This is a genomic window from Schaalia dentiphila ATCC 17982 (genome assembly GCF_000154225.1).
Lineage (GTDB): Bacteria > Actinomycetota > Actinomycetes > Actinomycetales > Actinomycetaceae > Pauljensenia > Pauljensenia dentiphila.
Genome location: NZ_DS264586.1, coordinates 659,570 through 682,309 on the forward strand (window position 1 = coordinate 659,570; position 22,740 = coordinate 682,309).

18 protein-coding genes and 1 pseudogene are annotated in these 22,740 nt (G+C 67.4%); 10 read left to right on the forward strand and 9 right to left on the reverse strand.

The window, feature by feature from the left end; genetic code table 11:
• Window positions 1–51: 51 nt before the first annotated feature.
• The 6 genes and pseudogenes from ACTODO_RS02825 (at window position 52) to ACTODO_RS02845 (ending at window position 7,370) form a co-directional block, all read left to right on the forward strand.
• On the forward strand, window positions 52–2,076 hold the full coding sequence (locus ACTODO_RS02825) for a copper-translocating P-type ATPase (protein WP_003791171.1): 2,025 nt from the start codon (window positions 52–54) through the stop codon (window positions 2,074–2,076).
• A 100-nt stretch (window positions 2,077–2,176) separates the two neighbouring features.
• Window positions 2,177–2,437, forward strand: a pseudogene (locus ACTODO_RS11045) (DUF305 domain-containing protein); the annotation flags it as partial.
• Window positions 2,438–2,563: 126 nt separating this feature from the next.
• Window positions 2,564–2,854, forward strand: a complete 291-nt coding sequence (locus tag ACTODO_RS10740; RefSeq protein ID WP_016460585.1) for a metal-sensitive transcriptional regulator — start codon at window positions 2,564–2,566, stop codon at window positions 2,852–2,854.
• 15 nt (window positions 2,855–2,869) lie between these two features.
• Window positions 2,870–3,115 carry a heavy-metal-associated domain-containing protein gene (locus ACTODO_RS02835; protein WP_003791178.1) on the forward strand — a complete coding sequence of 82 codons (246 nt, stop codon included), beginning with the start codon at window positions 2,870–2,872 and terminating at the stop codon, window positions 3,113–3,115.
• An 85-nt stretch (window positions 3,116–3,200) separates the two neighbouring features.
• Window positions 3,201–5,756: a metal-transporting ATPase gene (locus tag ACTODO_RS02840; protein ID WP_003791180.1), complete on the forward strand. Its 2,556-nt coding sequence runs from the start codon at window positions 3,201–3,203 to the stop codon at window positions 5,754–5,756.
• Window positions 5,757–6,179: 423 nt separating this feature from the next.
• A complete protein-coding gene (locus ACTODO_RS02845) occupies window positions 6,180–7,370 on the forward strand; it encodes an MFS transporter (protein ID WP_003791181.1) in 1,191 nt (396 codons plus the stop codon).
• Between the two features lie 379 nt (window positions 7,371–7,749).
• Here ACTODO_RS02845 and ACTODO_RS02850 read toward each other — a convergent pair whose 3' ends face one another.
• The 4 genes from ACTODO_RS02850 to ACTODO_RS02865 form a co-directional block, all read right to left on the reverse strand.
• Window positions 7,750–9,252, reverse strand: coding sequence for a DUF2079 domain-containing protein (locus tag ACTODO_RS02850; RefSeq protein ID WP_003791183.1), 1,503 nt, complete (start codon window positions 9,250–9,252; stop codon window positions 7,750–7,752).
• A complete protein-coding gene (locus ACTODO_RS02855) occupies window positions 9,249–10,097 on the reverse strand; it encodes a glycosyltransferase (RefSeq protein WP_003791184.1) in 849 nt (282 codons plus the stop codon). Before ACTODO_RS02855 ends, ACTODO_RS02850 begins: the two co-directional genes overlap by 4 nt.
• 91 nt (window positions 10,098–10,188) lie before the next feature.
• Window positions 10,189–11,070 (reverse strand): DUF5926 family protein, encoded by an 882-nt coding sequence (locus ACTODO_RS02860; RefSeq protein ID WP_003791187.1) that lies wholly within the window; start codon window positions 11,068–11,070, stop codon window positions 10,189–10,191.
• A gap of 81 nt (window positions 11,071–11,151) precedes the next feature.
• Window positions 11,152–12,756: a xylulokinase gene (locus tag ACTODO_RS02865; protein ID WP_003791189.1), complete on the reverse strand. Its 1,605-nt coding sequence runs from the start codon at window positions 12,754–12,756 to the stop codon at window positions 11,152–11,154.
• 254 nt (window positions 12,757–13,010) lie between these two features.
• Between ACTODO_RS02865 and relB the strand changes: the two genes are divergently transcribed.
• Together relB and ACTODO_RS02875 are read left to right on the forward strand one after the other, a co-directional pair.
• Window positions 13,011–13,253 carry a type II toxin-antitoxin system RelB family antitoxin gene (relB, locus tag ACTODO_RS02870; protein WP_003791191.1) on the forward strand — a complete coding sequence of 81 codons (243 nt, stop codon included), beginning with the start codon at window positions 13,011–13,013 and terminating at the stop codon, window positions 13,251–13,253.
• Window positions 13,237–13,500, forward strand: coding sequence for a type II toxin-antitoxin system RelE family toxin (locus ACTODO_RS02875; protein ID WP_003791192.1), 264 nt, complete (start codon window positions 13,237–13,239; stop codon window positions 13,498–13,500). The genes relB and ACTODO_RS02875 overlap by 17 nt, the downstream gene beginning before the upstream one ends.
• 1 nt (window position 13,501) lies before the next feature.
• On the opposite strand, the gene ACTODO_RS02880 is transcribed toward ACTODO_RS02875, so the two are convergent.
• Entirely contained in the window at window positions 13,502–14,101 is a 600-nt protein-coding gene (locus tag ACTODO_RS02880; protein ID WP_003791193.1) for a TetR/AcrR family transcriptional regulator, read from the reverse strand.
• Window positions 14,102–14,228: 127 nt separating this feature from the next.
• Here ACTODO_RS02880 and ACTODO_RS02885 point away from each other — a divergent pair, with 127 nt between their 5' ends.
• Complete coding sequence (locus ACTODO_RS02885) at window positions 14,229–15,413, forward strand: alpha/beta fold hydrolase (RefSeq protein WP_003791196.1); 1,185 nt, start codon at window positions 14,229–14,231, stop codon at window positions 15,411–15,413.
• Between the two features lie 18 nt (window positions 15,414–15,431).
• On the opposite strand, the gene ACTODO_RS02890 is transcribed toward ACTODO_RS02885, so the two are convergent.
• Window positions 15,432–16,349, reverse strand: coding sequence for an HAD hydrolase family protein (locus ACTODO_RS02890; RefSeq protein ID WP_003791198.1), 918 nt, complete (start codon window positions 16,347–16,349; stop codon window positions 15,432–15,434).
• Window positions 16,346–17,623 (reverse strand): serine--tRNA ligase, encoded by a 1,278-nt coding sequence (serS, locus tag ACTODO_RS02895; RefSeq protein ID WP_003791199.1) that lies wholly within the window; start codon window positions 17,621–17,623, stop codon window positions 16,346–16,348. Before serS ends, ACTODO_RS02890 begins: the two co-directional genes overlap by 4 nt.
• Window positions 17,624–17,877: 254 nt before the next feature.
• Between serS and ACTODO_RS02900 the strand changes: the two genes are divergently transcribed.
• Window positions 17,878–19,197: a diacylglycerol/lipid kinase family protein gene (locus ACTODO_RS02900; RefSeq protein ID WP_003791202.1), complete on the forward strand. Its 1,320-nt coding sequence runs from the start codon at window positions 17,878–17,880 to the stop codon at window positions 19,195–19,197.
• A gap of 85 nt (window positions 19,198–19,282) precedes the next feature.
• Here ACTODO_RS02900 and pheA read toward each other — a convergent pair whose 3' ends face one another.
• Together pheA and ACTODO_RS02910 are read right to left on the reverse strand one after the other, a co-directional pair.
• Entirely contained in the window at window positions 19,283–20,290 is a 1,008-nt protein-coding gene (pheA, locus tag ACTODO_RS02905; RefSeq protein ID WP_003791203.1) for a prephenate dehydratase, read from the reverse strand.
• A gap of 172 nt (window positions 20,291–20,462) precedes the next feature.
• Entirely contained in the window at window positions 20,463–22,739 is a 2,277-nt protein-coding gene (locus ACTODO_RS02910) for a DUF6541 family protein (protein ID WP_003791204.1), read from the reverse strand.
• Window position 22,740 lies beyond the last annotated feature (1 nt).

Genomic DNA, 22,740 nt, shown 5'->3' on the forward strand with positions numbered 1-22,740 from the left:
GAAGACCACCACGTTCATGATCACGGCGAACACGCCGGGCACAGCACCGCAATGTTTCGGGAACGCTTCTGGTGGTCGCTGATTCTGTCCATTCCCGTCGTTATTTTCAGCCCCATGGTCGCCCACCTGCTCGGCTACCCCCTCCCGGTATTCCCCGGATCCACCTGGGTTCCCCCGGTACTGGACACGATCATCTTCGTCTACGGCGGAACGCCTTTCCTCAAGGGTGGATGGACGGAACTGAAATCCCGCCAACCCGGGATGATGCTCCTGATTGCCATGGCCATCACCGTTGCGTTTGTCGCCTCCTGGGTCACCACTCTGGGGCTGGGCGGTTTTGACCTGGACTTCTGGTGGGAGCTGGCCCTGCTGGTGACCATCATGCTGCTGGGCCACTGGCTGGAGATGCGCGCTCTCGGGGGTGCGTCCTCCGCGCTTGACGCGCTGGCTGCCCTGCTGCCGGATGAGGCCGAGAAAGTCATTGACGGGATCACCCGCACCGTGGCCACCTCCGAGCTGGTCGTCGACGACGTCGTGCTGGTGAGGGCCGGTGCCCGGGTGCCGGCCGACGGAACCATCATCGACGGAGCCGCCGAATTCGATGAGGCGATGATCACCGGTGAATCCCGTCCCGTCTTCCGAGACACCGGTGACAGGGTGGTCGCCGGTACCGTGGCCACCGACAACACCGTCCGCGTCCGGGTGGAGGCGACCGGCGGGGACACCGCCCTGGCCGGGATCCAACGCATGGTTGCCGACGCACAGGAGTCCTCCTCCCGGGCTCAGGCCCTGGCGGATCGGGCGGCGGCGTTGTTGTTCTGGTTCGCGCTGATCTCTGCTCTGATCACCGCGGTGGTGTGGACCATCATCGGTAGCCCGGACGATGCCGTGGTGCGCACGGTCACGGTGCTGGTCATCGCCTGTCCGCACGCCCTGGGCCTGGCGATTCCGCTGGTCATTGCGATCTCCACCGAGCGGGCCGCGAAATCCGGGGTGCTTATCAAGGACCGGATGGCGCTCGAGCGGATGCGCACCATCGACGTGGTGCTCTTCGATAAAACCGGCACCCTGACTGAGGGTGCGCACACGGTCACCGGTGTCGCGGCAGCTGTCGGCGTCACCGAGGGCGAGCTGCTGGCCCTGGCCGCCGCCGCGGAGGCCGACAGCGAGCACCCCGTGGCCCGCGCCATCGTGGCGGCCGCGGCCGCCCATCCCGAGGCCTCTCGTCGGCAAATCCGTGCAACTGGTTTCAGCGCCGCCTCCGGCCGGGGGGTCCGGGCCACTGTCGATGGCGCTGAGATCCTCGTGGGCGGGCCGAACATGCTGCGCGAGTTCAACCTCACCACCCCGGCCGAGCTCACCGATACCACCAGCGCCTGGACCGGGCGTGGGGCCGGTGTGCTCCATATTGTCCGCGACGGTCAGATTATCGGTGCGGTGGCCGTCGAGGACAAGATCCGCCCCGAATCCCGCGCCGCCGTGAAAGCCCTGCAGGACCGCGGGGTGAAGGTCGCGATGATCACCGGTGACGCGCAGCAGGTGGCCCATGCGGTTGGCCAGGACCTAGGGATTGATGAGGTCTTCGCCGAGGTCCTGCCCCAGGACAAGGACACCAAGGTCACCCAGTTACAGGAGCGTGGCCTGAGCGTGGCCATGGTCGGCGACGGTGTCAACGACGCCCCGGCCCTGGCCCGCGCCGAGGTCGGTGTTGCCATCGGGGCCGGCACGGATGTGGCGATGGAATCCGCCGGAGTGGTCCTGGCCAGTGACGATCCCCGGGCAATATTGTCGATGATTAAGCTCTCGCAGGCCAGCTACCGCAAGATGATCCAGAACCTCATCTGGGCGTCCGGTTACAACATCTTGGCCGTGCCCCTGGCCGCCGGCGTGCTCGCCTCTAGCGGCATTCTGCTTCCCCCGGCTGCTGCTGCGGTGTTGATGTCGCTGTCGACGATTGTGGTGGCGCTTAACGCTCAGCTGCTGCGCCGGATTGATCTGGACCCGGCCCGCCTGGCTCCCACCAGTCCGAAGGAGGAACACGCCACGCCTACTCCGGCATCCACCGCCGTCCACTGATCCACCACTTCTCTCCACTGCCCCCATATGCCCCTGAAAGGCTCCACCATGAAGCGCACCCTATGTTCTTTCCGCTCTCGCCGCGGCCTCCACCCTGGCGCTGGCCGCCTGCGGTAAGGCCACCGAGTCAGGCAACACCGACGCCACCACCTCGGCCACCAGCACTGCGACGACTACCGCTGAGACGACCGAGACCACCATGGCAACGACTGAGACGGACGGGGAGATCTCCGCCGATTACAACGACGCGGACATCATGTTTGCCCAGATAATGATCCCCCATCACCAGCAGGCCGTGGAGATGAGTGAGATGCTCCTGGCCAAGGAGGGTATCCCCGCCCAGGTCGTGGAGTTTGCCCAGGGGGTTATTGTGAACTGCGGGCCGGGGCTGGGCGCGCCGCATTGGGGGATGCGTGTCGCCACCCCCACAGCCCGTGTTGACGGCACCCCCTTGACACCCATACCCCCTAGGGGTACTATCACTTCCATGAGCAACGAGCACGGATACCACGGCAACACCGAGAATCATCTCGCGCGCCTGCGCCGCATCGAGGGCCAGGTGCGCGGCCTGCAGCGCATGATCTCGCAGGGCGAGTACTGCATCGACATCCTCACACAGGTCTCGGCCGTCCAGTCCGCGCTCGATTCGGTCGCGGTCAACCTGCTCAAAGACCACATGAACCACTGCGTCGTCACGGCGGCGCGCGAATCCGACGAGGCCGCGCAGGCCAAAGTCGACGAGGCGGCCGCGGCCATCGCGCGCCTCATCAAGTCCTAATAACAAGGAGACATCATGACCACCGAGATCGATCGCACCATTGAACTGTCCGTCGACGGCATGACCTGCGGCCACTGCGTGATGAGCGTCAGCGAGGAGCTGAGCGAGATCCCCGGCGTCAAGAACGTCGAGGTCATCCTCAACTCGGGCGGCACCTCCAAGGTGACGGTCCTGACCGACACGCCCCTGGACGACGCGGCGCTGAGCGACGCGGTCTCCGAGGCCGGCTTCACGCTGGTCGGCATCGCCCGCGACTTCTGAGGATTTCCACGCCTCAACGACGAGGCCGGGGCACTTTCCCCGGCCTCGTTTCCTTTCACCAAATACATACCCCCGGAGGGTACCCATGTCCACTGACTCCATGACGACCACTCCCCCGGCCGCCCTTTCTGCTCCTGAGGCCAACCCGGCCTCGGACCCGACCCCCCAGGTGGGTGAGGGAACCCGCGCCCACGCCGCCGACCTGCGCCGACGCCTCATCGTCTGCGCGCCGCTGGGCATCCTCGCGATGATTCTGTCGATGGTGCCCGCCTGGCAGTTCACGGGGTGGCAGTGGGTCGTCGCGGCGGCCTCGATCCCGGTGGTCACGTGGGGCGCGTGGCCCTTCCACCGGGCGGCCTTCGCAGCGGGTCGCCACGGGGCGACGACGATGGACACGCTGGTCTCCCTCGGCGTCATCTCCTCGACGCTGTGGAGCTGGTGGGCGCTGCTGTGGGGCGGCGCCGGAGAGCTCGGCATGCGCATGCACATGAGCCTGATACCGCGCGCAGCTCACGCCGGCCACGCGGAGATCTACTTCGAGGGCGCGTGCATGATCGTCGTGTTCCTGCTGACGGGACGCTACATGGAGGCGCGCGCACGCTACCGCGCGGGCGACGCGCTGCGTTCGCTGCTGAGCATGGGCGCGAAGGAGGCGACGCTCGTGAGCGTCGACCCCGCGACCGGCGAGCGCTCCGAGAGCGTCGTGCACGCCTCGTCCCTGCAGGTCGGCGACCTGTTCACGGTGCGCCCGGGCGAGAAGGTGGCAACCGACGGCGTCATCGTCGAGGGTTCCTCCGCCCTGGACACCTCGCTCCTGACGGGCGAGTCCGTGCCCGTGGACGCCGCCCCCGGCGACGCGGTGACGGGTGCGACCGTCAACACGTGGGGCTCCCTGCTGGTGCGCGCCACGCGCGTCGGCTCGGACACGACGCTCGCGCAGATGGGGCGCATGGTCGCCGAGGCCCAGGCAGGTAAGGCGCCCGTCCAGCGACTCGCGGACCAGATCTCCGGCGTGTTCGTGCCGATCGTCATCGTTGTTTCCTTGCTGACGCTCGGGGGCTGGCTGCTCGCGGGCGGCGGCGTGCAGGCCGCGTTCACAGCTGCCGTCGCCGTTCTGGTCGTGGCGTGCCCGTGCGCGCTCGGCCTGGCCACGCCCACCGCGATCCTCGTCGGGTCGGGTCGCGCCTCGCAGCTGGGCATCCTCATCAAGAACGCGGAAATTCTCGAGCAGACGCGCTCGATCGACACGATGCTGCTGGACAAGACGGGCACGGTCACGACGGGCGTCATGTCCCTCGAGTCGGTCGCGGTCGCGCCCGGTGCGGGCGAGGCCTCGGCCCTGTCCCTGGCCGCCTCCGTTGAGTCCCTCTCCGAGCACCCGGTCGCCCGCGCCATCGCGTTGGGTGCCGCAGACCGAGGCCTGTCGCTCGTCCCGGTAACCGCGTTCGCGAACCAGCCCGGACTCGGCGTCGTCGGCATCACCGCCCAGGGCGGCGTACTGGTCGGGCGCCCGTCGTGGCTGGCTTCCCTGGGCATCGACGTGCCCACTTCCCTCCTTGATGCCGTGCGCGAGGCCGAGGCCTCGGGCGCCTCCGCCGTCGTCGCCGCCCTCGCGCCGCAGCTCGGCCAAGTGGCGACCACCGAAGCCGTCACCCCCATGCCGGAGGCCCACACGCACGTCGTCCTGCCCGGCCCCGACGCCAAACTGCCCCTCGCGACGCTCACCATGAGCGTGGGCGGCATGACCTGCGCATCCTGCGTTAGCCGCGTCGAACGCAAGCTCGGCAAGCTCGACGGCGTGAAGGCAGAGGTCAACCTCGCCACCGAATCCGCTCGCATCACACTCACCGCCCCTCACAGCGACGAGGAGCTCGAGGCCGTCGTCAACGCCGCCGGGTATTCCGGCACCATCACCTCCCGTTCTGAGGCCGCGACCGCCGATGGCGCACCCGCGGCTGGCGGCAGCGCGAGTGGGGATACCGGTACCCCCACCCAGACGGGCACCACCCCGGGCACGGGCGAGCGGGAGGGGGCCCCGGCCTCGTCCCTGGTGATACCCGAGCGCGTCGAGGGCAGTGCGATCGCCGCGCTGATCGTGCGCGACACGGTGAAGGACTCCTCCGCGGATGCGATCGCCCAGCTGCGCGAGCTCGGCATCGAACCGATCCTGCTGACCGGCGATAACGAGGCGGCGGCCCGCCACGTCGCGGATCAGGTCGGGATCGAGCGCGTCATCGCGGGCGTCCTGCCCGACGGCAAGCGCGACACCGTCGCTGACCTGCAGGCCGAGGGTCGCACGGTCGCGATGGTGGGCGACGGCGTGAACGACGCGGCCGCCCTCGCGCAGGCGAGCGCGAAGGGCCTGGGCATCGCGATGGGATCGGGCACGGATGTGGCGATCGAGGTCGCGGACATGACGCTCATGAACTCGTCGCTGACATCGGCAGCGACCGCGATCCGGGTGTCGCGCCGGACGCTGCGCATCATCAAGGAGAACCTGTTCTGGGCGTTCTTCTACAACGTGCTGATGGTGCCGCTGGCGATCGCGGGCCTGCTCTCCCCCATGCTGGCGAGCGCCGCGATGGCGTGCTCGTCGGTGTTCGTGGTCCTCAACTCGCTGCGCCTGCGCCGAGCACGATAGGGGTGTACCGCGGGCGCCTCGGATGCGCTCTCGCACCTCCCGTGAAACCGGGACCACCCCTGCACGGCACTCCGCGCTCGCTCTCGGTCCTCGCGTGAAACCCAGACCACCCCCGTATGCCCGATTCGCCCCAGTTCGACGTATTCGGCGCCAGCAGGGGCGGTCTCGGTTTCACTGGACCAACAACTCCACGCCGCAGGGGCGGCTTCGGTTTCACCGGACCAACAACCCCACGCCGCAGGGGCGGTCTCGGTTTCACGACCACTTGCCAATCGGCAGAAGCCAGCATCATCACCGTCAACCCGGCCTAGTCGGCACCAAACAGGCTCGCCTCACCACGCAGCACTTTACCGACCTATTAGGATCGTTATATGATTCCATGTAATATGGCAGCAGGCTCGGAGAGGGGACGATCGGCGCATCATGAAACCCTTGCGAACATGGCTCACCGTCGCGGGCGTTGTCGCCATTGGCGATCAAGCGTTCTTTGTTACCTTGAGCCTCTTTCTCCTCTCGTTCTACGGATCCGCAATTGCAGCTTCCTTCCTGACTGTCGCCTCGGTGACCCGGCTGTGTCTGATCCTCGCTGGAGGATACGCTGCGGATCGCTGGTCTCCCTACCGCTGCGTCCAAGTGGGGCTCGCATTACGCATCGTCGCCTTCCTTCTCGTCGGCTGCGACTCCCTGCAAGGCCCACATGTTCCCCTCCTGTCGTGCGGCATCGTTCTCTTCGGCGCGGGCGACGGTCTCTACCTGCCTTCTTCGGGCGCGCTCCTCAAGCGGCTGACCTCCCACGGGGACTTCTCTCGCACTATCTCCTGGGTCCAGGTCATCACGAGTGTCGCAACGGGACTCGCTGGCGCATCGAGCGGATTCAGCTTTGAAACCGTCCCCTTACACGCGTTGTTTCTGACGTTTGCGCTGCTAGCAGCAGTCGCACTCGCATTGTTCTGCGCGATTCCAAACGTCGCCGCAGCAACACAAGCAGACGACCAACCCCCGCAGACTCAGGCTCCCTCTATTGCTTCCGTCTCCCTCAAGGAGGTCGTCACACGAAATGGGGGAACCGTCGCAATCGGCCTGGTCACCGCTCTCCTGATCGACGCATCGCTATCCGGGATCATGAACATCGTGCTCCCAGCACGCTACCTTGAACTCGGATGGGGAGGTGGGACCTTTGGTGCCGCAGTGTGCGTCTTTGCCCTCGGTGGCGTTGTCGGAGGACTCATCGCATCGCGTATTCCCAGCGACCGCACAACAGCGCGCAACAGGGTTATCAACTGTGGGATCCTCGTGTTTGCCGCGCTTACTTGCGCCCAGTACATCGCAGTTTCGAGTTCACTATCACTGCTCCTCGTCGCCGCTTCAGGTTTCGGCGCTGGAGTAGTCGCACCGACTCTGATCGGCGATATCATGAACAGCACCCCCGAGTCCTTCGCTGGGCGCATCTACTCTGCTATCAACCTGGTGACCTACGGATCAGCGCCCGTCGCCTACGCGGCATGCGGATTCATCATGACTCGTTTCTCGACCTCCGCGCCCTTCCTGGTTGGCGCGGTGTTGCTCGCACTCGGAGGACTCGCAAGGATCATCGCGACATTCAAGTCTTCCTAGAGCACCAGAACAGCCCCATACATCGGCCGAAGGCACCACATGAAACCCAGACCACCCCTGCATGGCACCCCGCGCCCGCCCTCGGTCCTCCCGTGAAACCGGGACCGCCCCTGCATGGCCGATTCACCCCAATTCGACGCATTCGGCGCCAGCAGGGGCGGTCTCGGTTTCACCGGACCAACAACCCCACGCCGCAGGGGTGGTCTCGGTTTCACCACCGCCCCTCGAGCACCGCGCATGCCTGCCCGAGTTCCCTCGCGGGCTAACCACGAGCAGCGGCTAGCAGCCCACGCGGCCCGGTTTGGGTGGAGCCGCGCCCGCCACAGCCATGCACGCCGCGCCTCGGGCATGTCGCTGCCCAAACAGCCGGTGCCCACCCTCACGAGGTGCGTCGCGCGACGCGGAAGCCCTGCTTGGCGTAGACGGTCTCGTATGAGTGGCCGGGGTGGGCGGCGCTCCCCCACGACTCGGCGTCGACCTGCTGGTCACCCCACGCGTAGGAGCGCGCGTCGATGACGACATACTCCGGAGGGGTATCCATGGTGCCGGTCGTTCCCACCCAGTAGACCTCACGACCGGGCACGAGGCGCGCAAGCAGCGTCGTGTCAGTTTCGACGCTCACCCCCTCGGGCACCGCGTCGAGCGCGCCGAGGGCGGCGGCCATGCGCGGATCCTCCTTGAGGTCGGGCAGGTGCCACAACGGAAGGGACGAGGCCGTGAGAGCCAACGACGCAGCGGGCACGCACGCCACCGCCCAGGCCGCCACGCGCCAGCCCAGGTTCGACGAGGCCGGGGCCTCGTCACGAGATTGCGCCGCCAAATCGGCGGCGGCGCGCTCGGGCGCGAGCCACTGGTCGATGACGTCGAGCAGCGAGCACGCCGCGATGGGAACGAGCACTGCGTTGTAGTGCCACGAGTCCCAGCCGTAGTAGCTCTCCAGCGAGCCCGCGAAGCGCCACGCGAGCGTCGGGGCCACCAGCGCGAACCACGGGGAGGCAGTGCCCACAAAGCCGGCCCCGGCGGCCAGCACGATGAGGGTCACGAGCTTGACAGAGGGGGTCGTCAGAATGTCCCACAGGGAAGGGATTGCGCGCGCGGCGGTGGTTCCGCCGGTCGGCGTGCCCGCGCCCGTCGCGGCACCATCGAGGGAATAGGCCCACGTGCCCGCCGGGTTCATCGCCGGGAGCAGCACCTTCACCGTCACCACAAATGCGACGATACCGAACAGCGCGTACGCTATCGACCGCAGGACAGCAGACCGCCCTTCGCCTCGGCGCCGCCACGCGAGAGCGAGGCCAGCAACGAAGACCGTCAGCCCGAGATCCTCCTTGACAAGGACGAGGGGCGCCAGCCACGCCATGCACGCACCCCAGCGCCGCTCGACGAAGGCGACACCCCCGAACGCCAGCAGCGGGACGGCCATGCAGACCTCGTGGAACTGGGCACCGACCGCGCCCTGCAACCCCCACCCGAGCCCGTAGGCAAGCCCGACGAGGAGGGCACCGCCTCGGCCGAGGAGGCGCTGCGCGAGGCGCGCGATGGGCAGGACCGACGCGGCGATCAGCAGGTCCTGGACGACGAGGAGGGTGAGCGCCGAGGGGAAGAGACGAAAGATCGGTCCCAGGAGCGCCAGGATCGGGTGGAAGTGATCGCCCAGCAGGTTGTAGCCCGGCCCCTTGATGGGGACGATGGGCGCCTCGAAGCGCGAGTATGCCTGGACGGCCTCGGCGAAGATGCCCAGGTCCCAGGAGGGGGCGACGAGCGCACGCCACTGCGCCACCGAGTAGCAGACATAGAGCGCGCCGACGGCGCACGCAATGACGGCTGGTAGCCACCAGGTCGCGATGAAGCGACCGACGGCTAATCGATCCGGGCCCTTCACCCGACCATCTCCGTGCGGCGCGCGTCGGAAGGATCAGAGGCCTCCGCCTCGTCGCGGGCCGAGGCGGGGGCCGGGTAGGGCACGCCGATCCCCTGTTCATGGTCGGCGCGGCGCTTCGAGCGCGCGTCGGAGTGGAAGAGCTGGCTAACCGTGGCGCGCACGGCATCGAACATGCGTGCCGGGCGGTTGAGCGAGCCGAGCGAGCGGTCCGCGCCCGAGTGCGCGAAGTTGCAGGGGACCTCCATGACGGAGAGCCCCGCGCGCAGAACGTTGATCGTCGTGGAGGCCTCGAGCACGTAGCGGCCCGCGAAGGGCATGGCTGCGTCGATGGCCTCGCGCGTCAGGCAGCGCTGGTAGCTGAGGGGGTAGTGGCAGTTCCAGCCGGTCTTGCGGCGGATGAGCCGGCGGGCGACGCCCGGCCCGTAGCCCGAGTACTCGCGTCCCGTGGCTGGGACGGCGATCGCCATGTCGGCCTGGCGCGCAAAGACGGCCTCGACGAGGGCGGTGGCCTCGACCGCGGACTCCCCGAGGTCGGGCGACAGGAGCAGGATGTGGCGGGGCGGCCCGTCGGGGCGGTCGCGCATGGCGGCGACCTTCACGCCGGTCTCGATCGCCGAGGCGCGCCCTCGCTCGACGGAGTGGCGCACGACGACGGCGCCGGCGGCACGGGCGGCGCGGCCGGTGTCGTCCGTGGAACCATCGTCGACGACAATGAGGAGGTCAACGCTGGGTATCGCGCGGCATGCGCGCACGGTGGCCGCGACGGCGCGTCCGACGTTGTGCGCAGCGATGACGGCGGCGACGCGCTGCGGCTGGGAACCTCGAGATCCGGCGGGATAGTTCACGACTAACAGTCTACGGGCGGCGGGACGTAATCGCGTCCCGCCGCCCGTAATGTGAGCGACAAACCTGTCTCAACGACAGGTAAAAATGTGCTTAGCGGATCGTCACAGCTCGAGAGACGAGGCCCTGACGTGCGCGACGTTCCTTGTCATCCAGGCGCTCGGTGACCTTCAGGGCCTCCTCGAGGGCCTTGGCAAGGGCCTGCGTGCCGGGCGCGACGTCGGCCGCGCTGGCACCCTCAGGCAGCTCGAAGACCGGGACGATCAGGCCGCACGCGCGGAAGGAACCCACGTAGCGGGAGCCCTCGCCGACGTTGGCCTCGCCGCGTGCGGCCAGGCGGGCGAGCGCGTCGAAGAGCTTGGTCTCGTCGTTGTCCGTCAGGAAACGCACGAAGTTACGGTTCATCTCGCACCAGTACGCGCCGGGAACGCCGGGCACGGGCTCGGTCGGAATGATCTCGTCGCGGTTCTGCTCGAGGGCGCGACGCGTCTGGTCGTCGATCTCCTCGGACGGGTCGAACCAGAAGGAGAAGTCCTCCTCGAGCTTCATGTCCGTGAAGCTGTCGGCGTCGACGATGTCCTGGAGACGCTCGGAGGGCTCGCGCACGTCGATCGAAATGACGCCCTCGTCGCCCGCCTCCTTCGCAGCGATGGCTGCGAGCAGCGCAGCGCCCGCGTCGTGGCTGAGGTCCGCGGAGTTCGAGCGGGTCTGCAGCGCAACGAGGATGCGGCCGTCGGGGCGCACCATCGCAGGGTGGCCCTCGGGCAGGAGAGTGACGAAGTCGAATTCGACGGCGCCGTGGTCGGCGTCGGTACGTGCGGTCAGCGTGGCCGCCGGGATGAGCTCGCGCATGGCGACCAGCTCGATCTCCTTCGGCAGACCCTCGTAGGGGCGCGCAACGAAGGGGATCGGCGGGCGATACGCCTTGAGCTTGGCGGGATCGGTGACCTTCTTACGGCGGCTAGCTTTACCCATGGGTGTAATCGTAGCGGGTTTCGCCCAATCGACGAGGTGGGGGCTGGGCGAGCCGGTCCACTCACCCCAGCCCGTGCCTCGTCAGCGGGCGGCACCCCGGGCGATGACCTCCACGCCGGGCAGGGCCGCGCGGTACGCGTCGAGGAAGCGCTCGTACCCGGCCACGCCCTCGGGGGTAGGCACGAGGGTGGAGACGGAAGCACCCGCGAAGACCCGCTCGGAGAGGTAGTCCGGCAGGGCGAGTGCGGCCTCGTCCCCTGCGAGGACCGCACGGTAGCGCGCGAGCACCGCGATACCCCACGCGCCACCCTCGCCCGCTGTGTCGCCCACGGAGACGGGGATGTTCAGCGAGTCCGCGAGGATCTGCTGGGCGACGCCCGGGGTCTTGAAGAGGCCGCCGTGAGCGAAGAGGGAGTCGAGGTGCACACCCTCGCCGCGAAGAATGTCGACGCCGATGCGCACGGCCGCGAAGATGCTCATGAGCTGGGCGCGCACCGCGTTCGCGAGGCTGACGCGCGCGTCGGCGGTGTGAGTGAAGACCGGCTGCGCGGCTTCCTGGCCGACGAGGGGCTCGGCGGACAGCGTGTTGTAGGCCATGACGCCACCGGCGTCGGCCTCGCCCGTGAGCGCGTGGTTGTAGAGGGCGTCGTAGATCGCCGGGACGCTCGCGTCGGCACCCACCAGGCGCGCGAAATCCGCGAACCAACCCACCCACGCGTCGATCTCGGACGCGCCGTTATTCGAGTGAACCATCGCGACCGGCGATCCGTCGGGCGTCGTCACCATGTCGATCTCAGTGTGCAGCTCGGCGAGGGAGCGCTCGAGGACAGCCATGAGGAAGACGGAGGTGCCGCACGAGATGTTGCCCGTGCGCTGGGCGATCGCGTTCGTGGCGATCATGCCGGTACCCGCGTCGCCCTCGGGCGGGCACAGCGCAATCCCGGCCTGGAGCGTGCCGGTCGGGTCGATGAGCGCGGCGCCCTCGGAGGTCAGCGTCCCCGCGTCCTCGCCCGCGCTCAACACGGTCGGGAGGACGTCGCGCAGGCGCCACGGGACCCGGGCCTCGACCAGGGCCTCGTACTGGTCGAGGTAGGACTCCACGTAGGTGCCCGCCTGCGAGTCGATCGGGAACATGCCCGAGGCGTCCCCAACGCCCAGGACGTGGCGGCCAGTGAGCTGGTGGTGGACCCATCCCGCCAGCGTCGTGAGACGCGCGACCCGCGGCGCGTGCTCCTCGGAATCGAGGACCGCCTGATGCAGGTGGGCGATCGACCAGCGCAGGGGGATGTTGAACCCGAAGAGCCTCGTGAGCTCGTCAGCCGCTCGCCCCGTGTTGGTATTGCGCCACGTGCGGAAGGGAGCGAGCAGGTTGTCCTCGGCGTCGAAGGCTAGGTAGCCGTGCATCATCGCGGAGATACCGATCGAGCCGTAAGATGCGGGGATGACGTCGTAGCGCTCACGCACGTCGGCCACCAGGGAGGCGTAGGCCGCGCGCAGGCCGGCGACGACCTCGTCGAGGGTGTAGGACCACAGGCCGCCTTCGAGGTGGTTCTCCCACCCGTGGCCTCCGGTGGCGAGCACCTCGTGGTCGGGGCCGATCAGGACGGCCTTGATGCGGGTCGAGCCGAACTCAATGCCGAGCGCGGTGTCAGCGGCGGCGATGGCGGCGCGAGGGTCGGTGCTCATGTGTGCTCCTTGAGTCTTCATTGACGAGGCCGGGGCCAGTGCTGCGTTAACGATAACACTTTCGTAGAGGCAACAACAACGACCGTTGGTTCTTTATCAGACACTCTGTTCGCTATTAGTTTCTTAATCCCTGATTACCGAGCGCCGATAGCGTTTCGACAACCATTTTATTCCCGGCTCACCACGCATCGGACGCTCTTTCAACTATGTCCAAAGAGCGATAGACTACGCGTAGTCACATTTGAGGAGGACACATGTCTACGGCCCGCGTTGCACGCTCCGTCAAGCTCGATCCCGAGATCGACGCCCGCCTCACGGCACTCGCTGAGCGGACGGGACGAACGAAGTCGTTCTACATGAATCGCGCCATCGAGTCAGCGCTCGAAGAGATCGAGCTGGCCTACTCACTACAGGCGGAACTCGAGGACATTCGCAGGGGACGCACAGCATCGGTGAGTCTTGACGAGGCGGTGAAGACCCTTGGCCTGGAGGGCTGAGCTGTCACCGCGTGCACTGAAGCAGCTGAGCAAGCTCGATAAGCCAACCGCGCGCCGTATCATCGACTACCTACGCGAGACTGCGAGCGGCGAGGATCCCCGCTCGCGAGGGAAGGGACTGACCGGCAACCTCGCAGGATTTTGGCGATACCGCGTCGGCAACTATCGGATCATTGCTTCCATCGAAGATGATGAGTTACTGATCCTCGCCATCAACATCGATCATCGGTCGCGCATCTACCGTTGACCTACCGGGCGCTGAAGCCTTCGATGAAGAGCTCGCGTGCACGATCGATCGCGGCGAGCTCGTTGTCCGTGAGGGGCTTGGTTGCGCTGCGTTCGATGAAGGTCAGGAAGACGGAGGCGTAGATGTCTGCTGCGAGCGGCAGAACGTCATCATCCATGCGACCGCGGGCCCAATCAGTAAATACCGAACGGGCCGTTCGGCACAGCTGCTCGTGCAAGTCGCCGTTGCCGCCCACTCGAATGGCCAGCAGGGTCTGCATGGCGCGCCCGTTACGCGCGTAGATTTCAGTGAGCTGCCGGGCAACAGCTCGACTGTTGCGCACCTCGCCAAACCACAGTCCCTCGAGCGCCGGGGTGATCTCTTCGAGGAGGAAGGAGACGACCTCGGCTAGGAGCTCGTCCTTGTCGGTGTAGTGATCGTAGAAGGTCGTGCGAGAGACCATCGATGCGGCACAGATGTCGGTCACGGACACGTGCGCGTAGGGCTTGGCTTGGCACACTTTGACGAGGCCCGAGCGGATCGCGCGCCGTGTCTTCCGGATGCGCAGGTCCAGGTTCTTCTCTGCCTCACGCCCGTGCTTATCCGCGCTTCGCAGGAACATGTCTCTCCGATCAGTATCGCTGTATCTGTATCACTATCCTACGCATAACATACAGTATGTACGGTATCCAACAGTCCATCCATTATTGTTTTCTTCCTCCTTTTCCTGCGGGTCATATTCTCGACACATGTTCACGCACTACACGGGCAACCGGCAATTCGATCTCCAGCTGAACCGCTCCCTCGGGCCGATTCTGGACCGGCCTGGAATGGATCGGTTGACAACGAGCGTCCTCCCGCACATCCGTTCTACTTCCCAGATCACGCAGTTCGCCCATCGTCTGGCGGCCCACTTTGATTCCGAGGGGGACGCGGCGGCCGCGTGGCGACTGTACTTCCTGGCCGCCTTCTACCTGCCCGAGCACGACCCGAGCAAGCGGCACTTCATCGACGCGGCATCGCGCAACTTCGACACCTCCCACTCTCACCTGGCGATGCGCCGGCACACAATCCCCTACAAGGGTGGCTCACTGACAGCGATCCGGTGGCAGGCCGATCCTGACGATCGTGCCCGCTTCCCCTACGCGCCTTCCACCCTCGTCATGATGAACGGCTTCGACGGATACGCGGAGGAGATCATGGGCTTCGCCGAGTACTTCCCCTGCCGCCCCTTCGACATCATTACCTTCGACGGACCCGGACAGGGACACACCGCCCTGGCGGGCATACCTCTGGAGCCGCGTTGGGAACTCCCAACGACCACCGTCCTGGACTACTTCGACCTCGACAGCGCGGCCGCCCTCGGCCTCTCCTTCGGCGGCTACCTCGTCATGCGGGCCGCCGCCCACGTGCCGCGCATCAGCCACGTCGTTGCCTTCGACATGATGTACCGGCTCCTGGACGGGCTGACGCTACCCCTGCCCGCGACTGTCCGTCCGCTCGCGGCCTCGATCGTCGAGCGTACCCGTCCCGCATGGCTCATCGACGCGACCATGTCCGTCGCTGTCCAGGCGAGCGCCGACCTCGCGTGGAAGCTGCAGCAGGGGCGCCACCTGACGGGAATGGATAAGCCGAGCGACGTCTTGCGTGCGCTGGGGGCGTACACGATGGAGCCCCTTGCAGGCATGATCCGCCAGCCCTGCCTGGTGATGGCCGGCGACGCCGACCAGTACGTCCCCTTTGAGCGCCTGTCCGACGTGCGCCGCATTCTCGCGGGCGCCGCTTCGCTGGATGTGCGCGCTTTCACCGAGGCGACGGATCCGGGCATGGCGCAGCACTGCCAGATCGGCGACCCTCACCGAGCCTTTAGGATCATGGGCGACTGGCTGGTGGGACCCGCAGCCAAGCCGTGTTCGACCCGCACGAGGGAGTAGGGCGTGCAGCGGTGCCACTCAGCGTCCAGCGACCCCGCAGCGGCGCATGATCGCGTGCATGACCGCGGCGGCGCCGTCATTGTCGACGGCGGCCGTCACATGGTCGGCGTGGGCGCGCACCTCCTCGGAGGCACCACCCATGGCGACACCGAAGGCCGCCCACTCGATCATCGCGATGTCGTTCGTGCCATCCCCAACGGCAACGGTCCCGCACGCGGGCAGGCCGAGACGCTGACGGAGAGACTCCAGGCCACTGGCCTTCGTCACCCCGAGCGGCTCGATGTCCGCCCAGGACGTCCAGCCGACGAACACCTCATGGGTGCGCGACACGTCCAGGGACGACAGGATCCGATGGAACTCCTCGCGATCCATCTCGGCGGCGCGCACGACGATCTTCGGCGTGGGCGTGGAGGCAAGCTCCTCCATCGACACGATGCGATGATCGCTCCCTTCAATCTCGTTGTTCGGGAAGGGAGCGGACAGGAGGATGTCGGGGTGCGGCATCGATGCGAACACTGAGCCGGGCACGGCCGCGGCGATCTCCTCCAGGATCGGACCGGGCACGAAGGTACGTTCCTCGACGATCTCGCACTCCCCGCCGCTCACGCGCACGAGGGTCGCGCCGTTGTTGCACAGCGCCCACCCGTCCGTGAACTCCAGGGCACCCAGGACCGGGATGACGCCCTCGAGCGCACGACCCGAAGCGATCAGGACCTGGGCACCCGCGGCGGCGAGACCATGAATGCCCTCGAGGACACGCGGGGTCGCGCCCGCTGGGGTCAGGATCGTGCCATCAATATCGAGCGCAACCAGGACCTGTCCCGCCGACGTCGGAATGCCGGCGGGCAGGGCGGCCTCGGCCTCGTCGAGAAGATTCTCGAAGGGGCGAGCAACTTCCCCGGAGGAGGGGACCGTCAGGAAGCGCTCTTGGCTCATCGAGCGACCGGGCTCAGAACCTCGAGTCCCCCCAGGTAGGGGCGCAGGGCCTCGGGCACATAGATCGAGCCATCCGCCTGCTGGTGATTCTCCAGGAAGGCGACGATCCAGCGGGTCGTGGCCAGCGTGCCGTTCAAGGTGGCGACTGCGGTCATGCCGTCCTCACGGCGCTCGCGAATACCGAGGCGGCGGGCCTGGAACGTCGTGCAGTTCGAGGTCGAGGTGACCTCCATGTAGCGCTCCTGAGTGGGCAGCCACGCCTCGCAGTCGAACTTGCGGGCGGCGGAGGTGCCCAGGTCGCCGGCGGCCGTGTCGATGACGCGGTAGGGCAGCTCGACCTTGGCGAGCATCTCCTCTTCCCACGCGAGGAAGCGCTGGTGCTCCTCGGCAGCATCCTCCGGGCGGCAGTAGCTGAACATCTCAGCCTTGTTGAACTGGTGGACGCGGATGATGCCTCGCGTGTCCTTGCCCGCAGAGCCCGCCTCGCGGCGGTAGCAGGTGGACCAGCCCATGTAGCGCTTGGGGCCACCCGACAGGTCGAGGATCTCGTCGGCGTGGTAGCCGGCGAGGGCCACCTCGGACGTACCCGTCAGGTACAGGTCGTCGGCGGGCAGGTAGTAGATCTCGTCGGAGTGCTCGTTGAGGAAGCCGGTGCCGCCCATGACCTGCGGGGTCACGAGGGTCGGGGTCATCATCGGGACGAAGCCGTTGGCGAGCGCCTGATCCATGGCCATCGTCATGAGGGCCAGCTCGAGGCGGGCACCGATGCCCTTGAGGTAGTAGAAGCGGGCGCCGGAGACCTTCGCGCCGCGCTTGGTGTCGATCGCATCCAGGCCCTCGCCGAGCGCGAGGTGGTCCTGGGGCTCGAAGCCCTCGGCGGCGAAGTCGCGGGGGGCGGGGCCCTCGTGGCGCAGAACCACGAAGTCATCCTCACCACCGACGGGCACACCGTCGACGACCAAGTTAGGCAGAAGGCGTGCGAGGCGGTCGGCATCGGCATCGGCTGCGTTCGCGGCGGCCTCAGCGGCCTTCACCTGCTCGGCGAGCTCCTTAGCCTGAGCCAGGATCGCCGGACGCTCCTCCTTGGAGGCGCGGCCCACAGACTTGGAGACCTCCTTTTGGGTGGCTCGCAGCGTCTCGAAGGCCTGGAGGGCCTCGCGGCGGGCGGCGTCAGCCTCAATGATCTCATCGACGAGGCCGGGGTTTGCTCCTCGGGCGCGCTGGGAGGCACGGGCGGGTTCGGGGTTTTCACGCAGGGCACGCACATCAATCATGCGTCCCATCCTATGCCAGGTGGGCGCGCCGTGTCCCCTACCGACCCGACTTTGAATTCAATACAGCAGGTCAAGGTTATGCACAAACCACATCCCTGAGGTCCTCAAAATCCTGAAAGTTATCCACCTTTGGTGTATAACCGTGTGGACAACATGACGGCGAGCATACGCCAGCTCGTCTCAGATGGCACGAAAGACAACAAAAAGTCACTTCACAACCCGTCCACAGGCACGAAGCGGGATACGCTAGACCTATGGACGCAACACCGTGGGTACTCGCTGCCGTCGCCGGAGCTGGAGCCATCGGTGCCGCACGCCTCGCAACAGCCCTGACCCGCAGGCACCGCCGCCGCAAGGCACTCGCCATCCCCGCATCGGTGGACGACCCGACGCGCGGACGGCCGCGCCCCTGGATCATTATGAACCCCTCCAAGCACGAGGATCCACAGGCCTTCAAGGAGCTCATTAACCGCAAGGCCAAGGAACTCGGCATCACGCACGTGCACTGGCGCGAGACCACACGTGAGGACCCAGGCACCGGGCAGGCCGTGCGCGCTCTCGCGGAAGGCGCGTCCGTCGTCATCGCCGCAGGCGGAGACGGAACAGTGCGCGCTGTTGCCGCCGGCATGGCAGGATCCGACGTCCGCATGGGCATTATCCCCGTGGGCACCGGCAACGTCCTGGCCGGAAACCTCTCCGTCCCCGACGATCCCGAAGAGGCCCTCGCCGTCGCGCTCGACCGCAACCACCGCGCCGTCGACCTGGCATGGGTACGCATCGAAGACGTCACCCAGGAGTCCACTCAGCCCGCCGAGGGCGGACTGCGCCTCGCGGCACGCACCGCGCTACACCCCGAAGCCAGCGCTGCGGACCAGGGCGCCCCGGCCTCGTCGAATGAGCCGCGCGCGGACGAGTACGCGTGCCTCGTCGTCACGGGCATGGGATACGACGGTGCAACGATGGCGGACACAAACCCCGAACTGAAGAAGCGCATCGGATGGATCGCCTACGTGTGGGCCGGCCTGGGTGCGATGGGCGTTCCACGCATGAAGGCGCGCCTCACCCTACGCTCACCCGCCGCTCGAGTGGCGGACCCCCTGGGCGTCGGCGATCAGATCACGGGAGAGGCCCTGGACGAGGCATCCTCGGCTAGCGCCGAACCCCTGCGCTCACCCGCCGATGAGATCACCCGCGTCGAGGCCCGGTCCGTCATGTTCGCGAACGCGGGCGAGCTGAAGATGCTGGTTCTCGCCCCCGATGCAGAGCTGTCGGACGGCCTCATCGACGTCATCGCGGTTGACGCGCTCGCCGGCCTGCTCGGCTGGGCGGACGTGACCTGGAAGATGCTCGGCCAGCTCATCGGCCTACGCCCGATCAACCTGCCCGTCTCGACCGGCAAGGTCGCGTTCCGCCAGGCGAAGGGCGCATCCGTCACGGCCGAAGAGGCCCAGGTGTGCCAGGTGGACGGCGACGCGATCGGACTCGCCCACACCATGCACATTCGCATGCAGGCGGGCGCCCTCGACATCGCAGTGCCCGCAGAGCGCACGTGGATGGAGCTGCTGCCCGGCTAAGTCGGCCCCGTCATAGAGCGTGCCTCGGTCTCATCTGATACGAGGCCGGGGCGACGCCTATTGGCTCAGCGCGGCGACGCGGGCGTCAGGCCAGCGGCCAGGCCGGGGCGTTGCCCGCAGCCTCGCCCATGCCATCCCCACCGTGCAGCAGGTCCGCAACCCACGCGCGACCCGCGCGGAAGTCCTCGTCCGTCGTTCCCGGGGCAACCGACGCGCGCACGCCGTCGACACGCGGGTAGGAACCCATGAAGCGAACCTCCGGCGAGTAACGGTGCAGGCCGACGAGGGCTGCCTGAACGCGCTCCTCACGGATGTGGCCGACGATGTCAATGCTGAACGTGTAGTTCCCGAGGCCGTCACCGCTCGGACGCGACTCGATGCGGGACAGGTCGACGCCGCGCGCCGAGAACTGCTCAAGGAGGGTCAGCAGAGCACCCGACTTATTGACCGGCAGGGCAACCTGGATGGTCGTCTTGTCCGCGCCGGTCGGAGGAGGCACCACGCCGGGGCGAGCCACCAGGACGAAGCGAGTGATCGCGCCCGGATTGTCAGCGACGTCGGTGAACAGGGCCTCCAGGCCGTAGGTGTTGACCGAGACCGCGTTGCACAGGGCGGCATCGAAGGACGCGTCACCATCCGAGAGGAGCTCGGCGGCAGCGGCCGTCGACGTGGCGGGCACGTGGATCGCGCCGGGGAAGGTCTCCTCAACCCAGCCGCGGCACTGCGCCCACGCGTGCGGGTGCGTCCCGATACGGCGAATATCCTCGGGGCGAGTACCCGGCAGGACGGCCAGCTGGAAGACGACATGCACGTGCATCTCTGCAACGATGACGAGGGGGTCGCCGTGCGAGAGCGAATCCAACGTCGCATTGACGCCGCCCTCAATAGAGTTTTCGATCGGGACGACGGCACGGTCGGCCTCGCCGCGGCGCACGGCCGCGAGCGCCTGCGGGGCACTCGTCATGGGCATGAGGATCGCGCCGGCGGGCGCGACCTGGTGGACAGCCTGCTCGGTAAACGTGCCGAACGGGCCAAGGAAGGCGATACGAAGCTTGTCACCGAGGGGCGCGGGGCCGGGAATGTTCGTCGTCATGGTGTCAAGGGTAACGAGAGCGAAGAGAGTGGCGCGGCCTCGTTTCGGGGACGGGGGCGCATTGTGGCCAATCGCGCGGGTTCCGAGGCCGGGCGAGCCTCACGGAGGCGCGCCGCCGGCCTCGCGCAAAACTCCCCCAGGCGGCGGACTCCCCCAGGAAACCGACCGATCGTCAGTCGCGGGAGCCGGTCACGCCGTTCGCGAAGGCCTCGCGTCCACCACCCGGTGTCACCTCGCCGCACGCGGTGATCTTCCACAGCTTCGCGGTGCCGCCCGCGTCGACCAGCTCGAAGCCGGTGGACGTGTCCACGTTGTAGAGGCCGGGGTGGCGGGAGGATCGCATGAAGTTGTAGTAGGCGCCGTCTTCCTCTTCGTAGAAGTGGGTAATGCCGAGCCTGCGCACGACCTCGCACACCTCGGGATCAGTCGCGATATCGTGGAAACGCTGGATGAGGATCTTCTGCGAGGCCACATCCTTGTTAGCCGTGCTCAGCTGCGGGAATACCGCCTTACGACCGCCGATCATCTCGGAGTACGCCGCGCCCGCGATCGGGTCGCCCAGAATGAGCGCGTCGGGGGCGGTCGTGTACGGCATGCGGCGCAGCATGGCGAGCTCACCCATCGTGGCCATACCCGGCTTGCCCAGGCGATTCGGATCGTACACCTGGGCGACCGCAGCGTTCCGCGCGTCGATGGCACCAATGCCGGACAGGACCAGCACGAGCAGGCCGACAGCGAACTGGATTGGCCAACGCGGCGCCTCGATATTGTCGTCGGATCCTCGTTCGGCGAGGATCCGCTGCAGCCACCTCGTCCACGCGGCGTGGATGAGACCAACGATGGCGGCGACACCGACCGCCATGAGGATCGTCAGCGCGATGTCTTCGACGCCCATAATGCGACGGGCATCCTTGTACCAGGGGGCCAGCAGGTAGGTGCGCAGCGCCGAGTCGGGCGAGTACGCCAGGGCGGTGAGGGCCGCAAGGATCGTATAGGAGGCCAACGGCCAGAACGGCAGGGGCTGCGCCTCCTCCTCGGATTCCTCGATCTCTTGGGCCGAGGCCAGGGTGCCCTCCTCCGCTTCCACACCCGCGTCATCGGTGAGTCCGGCGCGCTCGGCGGCACGCTCCAGGGGATCCGTGCGACGGAACAGCAGGTGGAGGCGGGCGGTCACCGCGATGCCGATGATCAGGAGAATGAGCTGGACGATCATCCACTGAGCGTTGCCGGCGGTGTTGGAGAAGGGCGGGTAGGGCAGGAATGCGTGGCTGAAGGCTTCGCCCCAGTTGCTGCCGTCGCGCCGGTAACTGCCCATGGCCCGGATCTTTGACGACGACAGCGCGAGGAGCGGTGCCGCGACGACGACAAACGCGATGGCGCCCCACGCCAGGGCGACGAGCTGGCCTCGTCCACCGCGACCGTAGGAGCGTCGGGCGAGGGACGCGATGGAGGCGAGGAGCGGCGCGATCAGGAACGCGAGGATCGAGAAGGCGGCGCTCGGGTGCGCGCCGACGAGGCCGATGGCACCGATGAGGAGGAACACAGCCTGCGGGATACGGCGCAGGAAAGCATGCAGCCCGTCGCCCGCGCGCAGGTCGGCGACCAGCCTGCGCCCCGCGACGATCGCGATGGCCGACAGACCCGGCACCAGAGCGGTGCCCGTCGAGTTGGGCCACTGGTTGTACATGGTGAGCGCGTCGGCGGGCATATTGAGCAACATCCCGCCGATGATGGGCGCCGCCATGATCGCGCTGCGCGACGCGGTCAGCACCGAGACGAGGGCCGCCAGGCCGACCACCCACACGGCCATGAGCGCCAGCGAGGACACGTTCGAGGCCTGGATGACCGAGTCGTAGCGCGCGAACAGCGAGACAAAAGCGTGCCAGCCCGTCGGATAGTAGACGTTACGGCCGCCGTACAGCTCGTGGAGGCCACCGAAGGGACTGGCGTTCTTGCCGTACAGCATCGCGTGCACGCCGTTCTGATGGAACGTCGGATCCCACTGCTGGACAGGGTTCGATGGGGCCGCGCCCATCACGAGGGGCAACGCCGCGAGGACGAAGCCCACCAGGATCGCTCCCCACGTGGCCGCGCGGATCGCGGCCTGGCGTCCGCCGATCGGCTTGCGCACGCCGATCGCCTCGCGCAGGGGAACTCCCCGCAGGGAGAATCCGTCGTTGCTGCGGCGGAAGAAGCTCAGGCTCCAGGCGCCGGCGCCTCCCAGGGCACTCATGCCGAGGATCGGCAGCGCAGTCGAGGGCTCCCACTCGATGTCGAGCGCCGGGTAGGCGACGGACAGGATCGTGATCAGGCCAAAGGTGAACGCCGGAGCCGCTCCGATCGCGACGAGCGACGAACGACCTCCCGCCCTCAGCCACATGAACCCCGGCAGGACCAGGGCAACCATCATGGCCAGCAGGGTCGGGAGCAGCATCCACCAGGCCAGCATG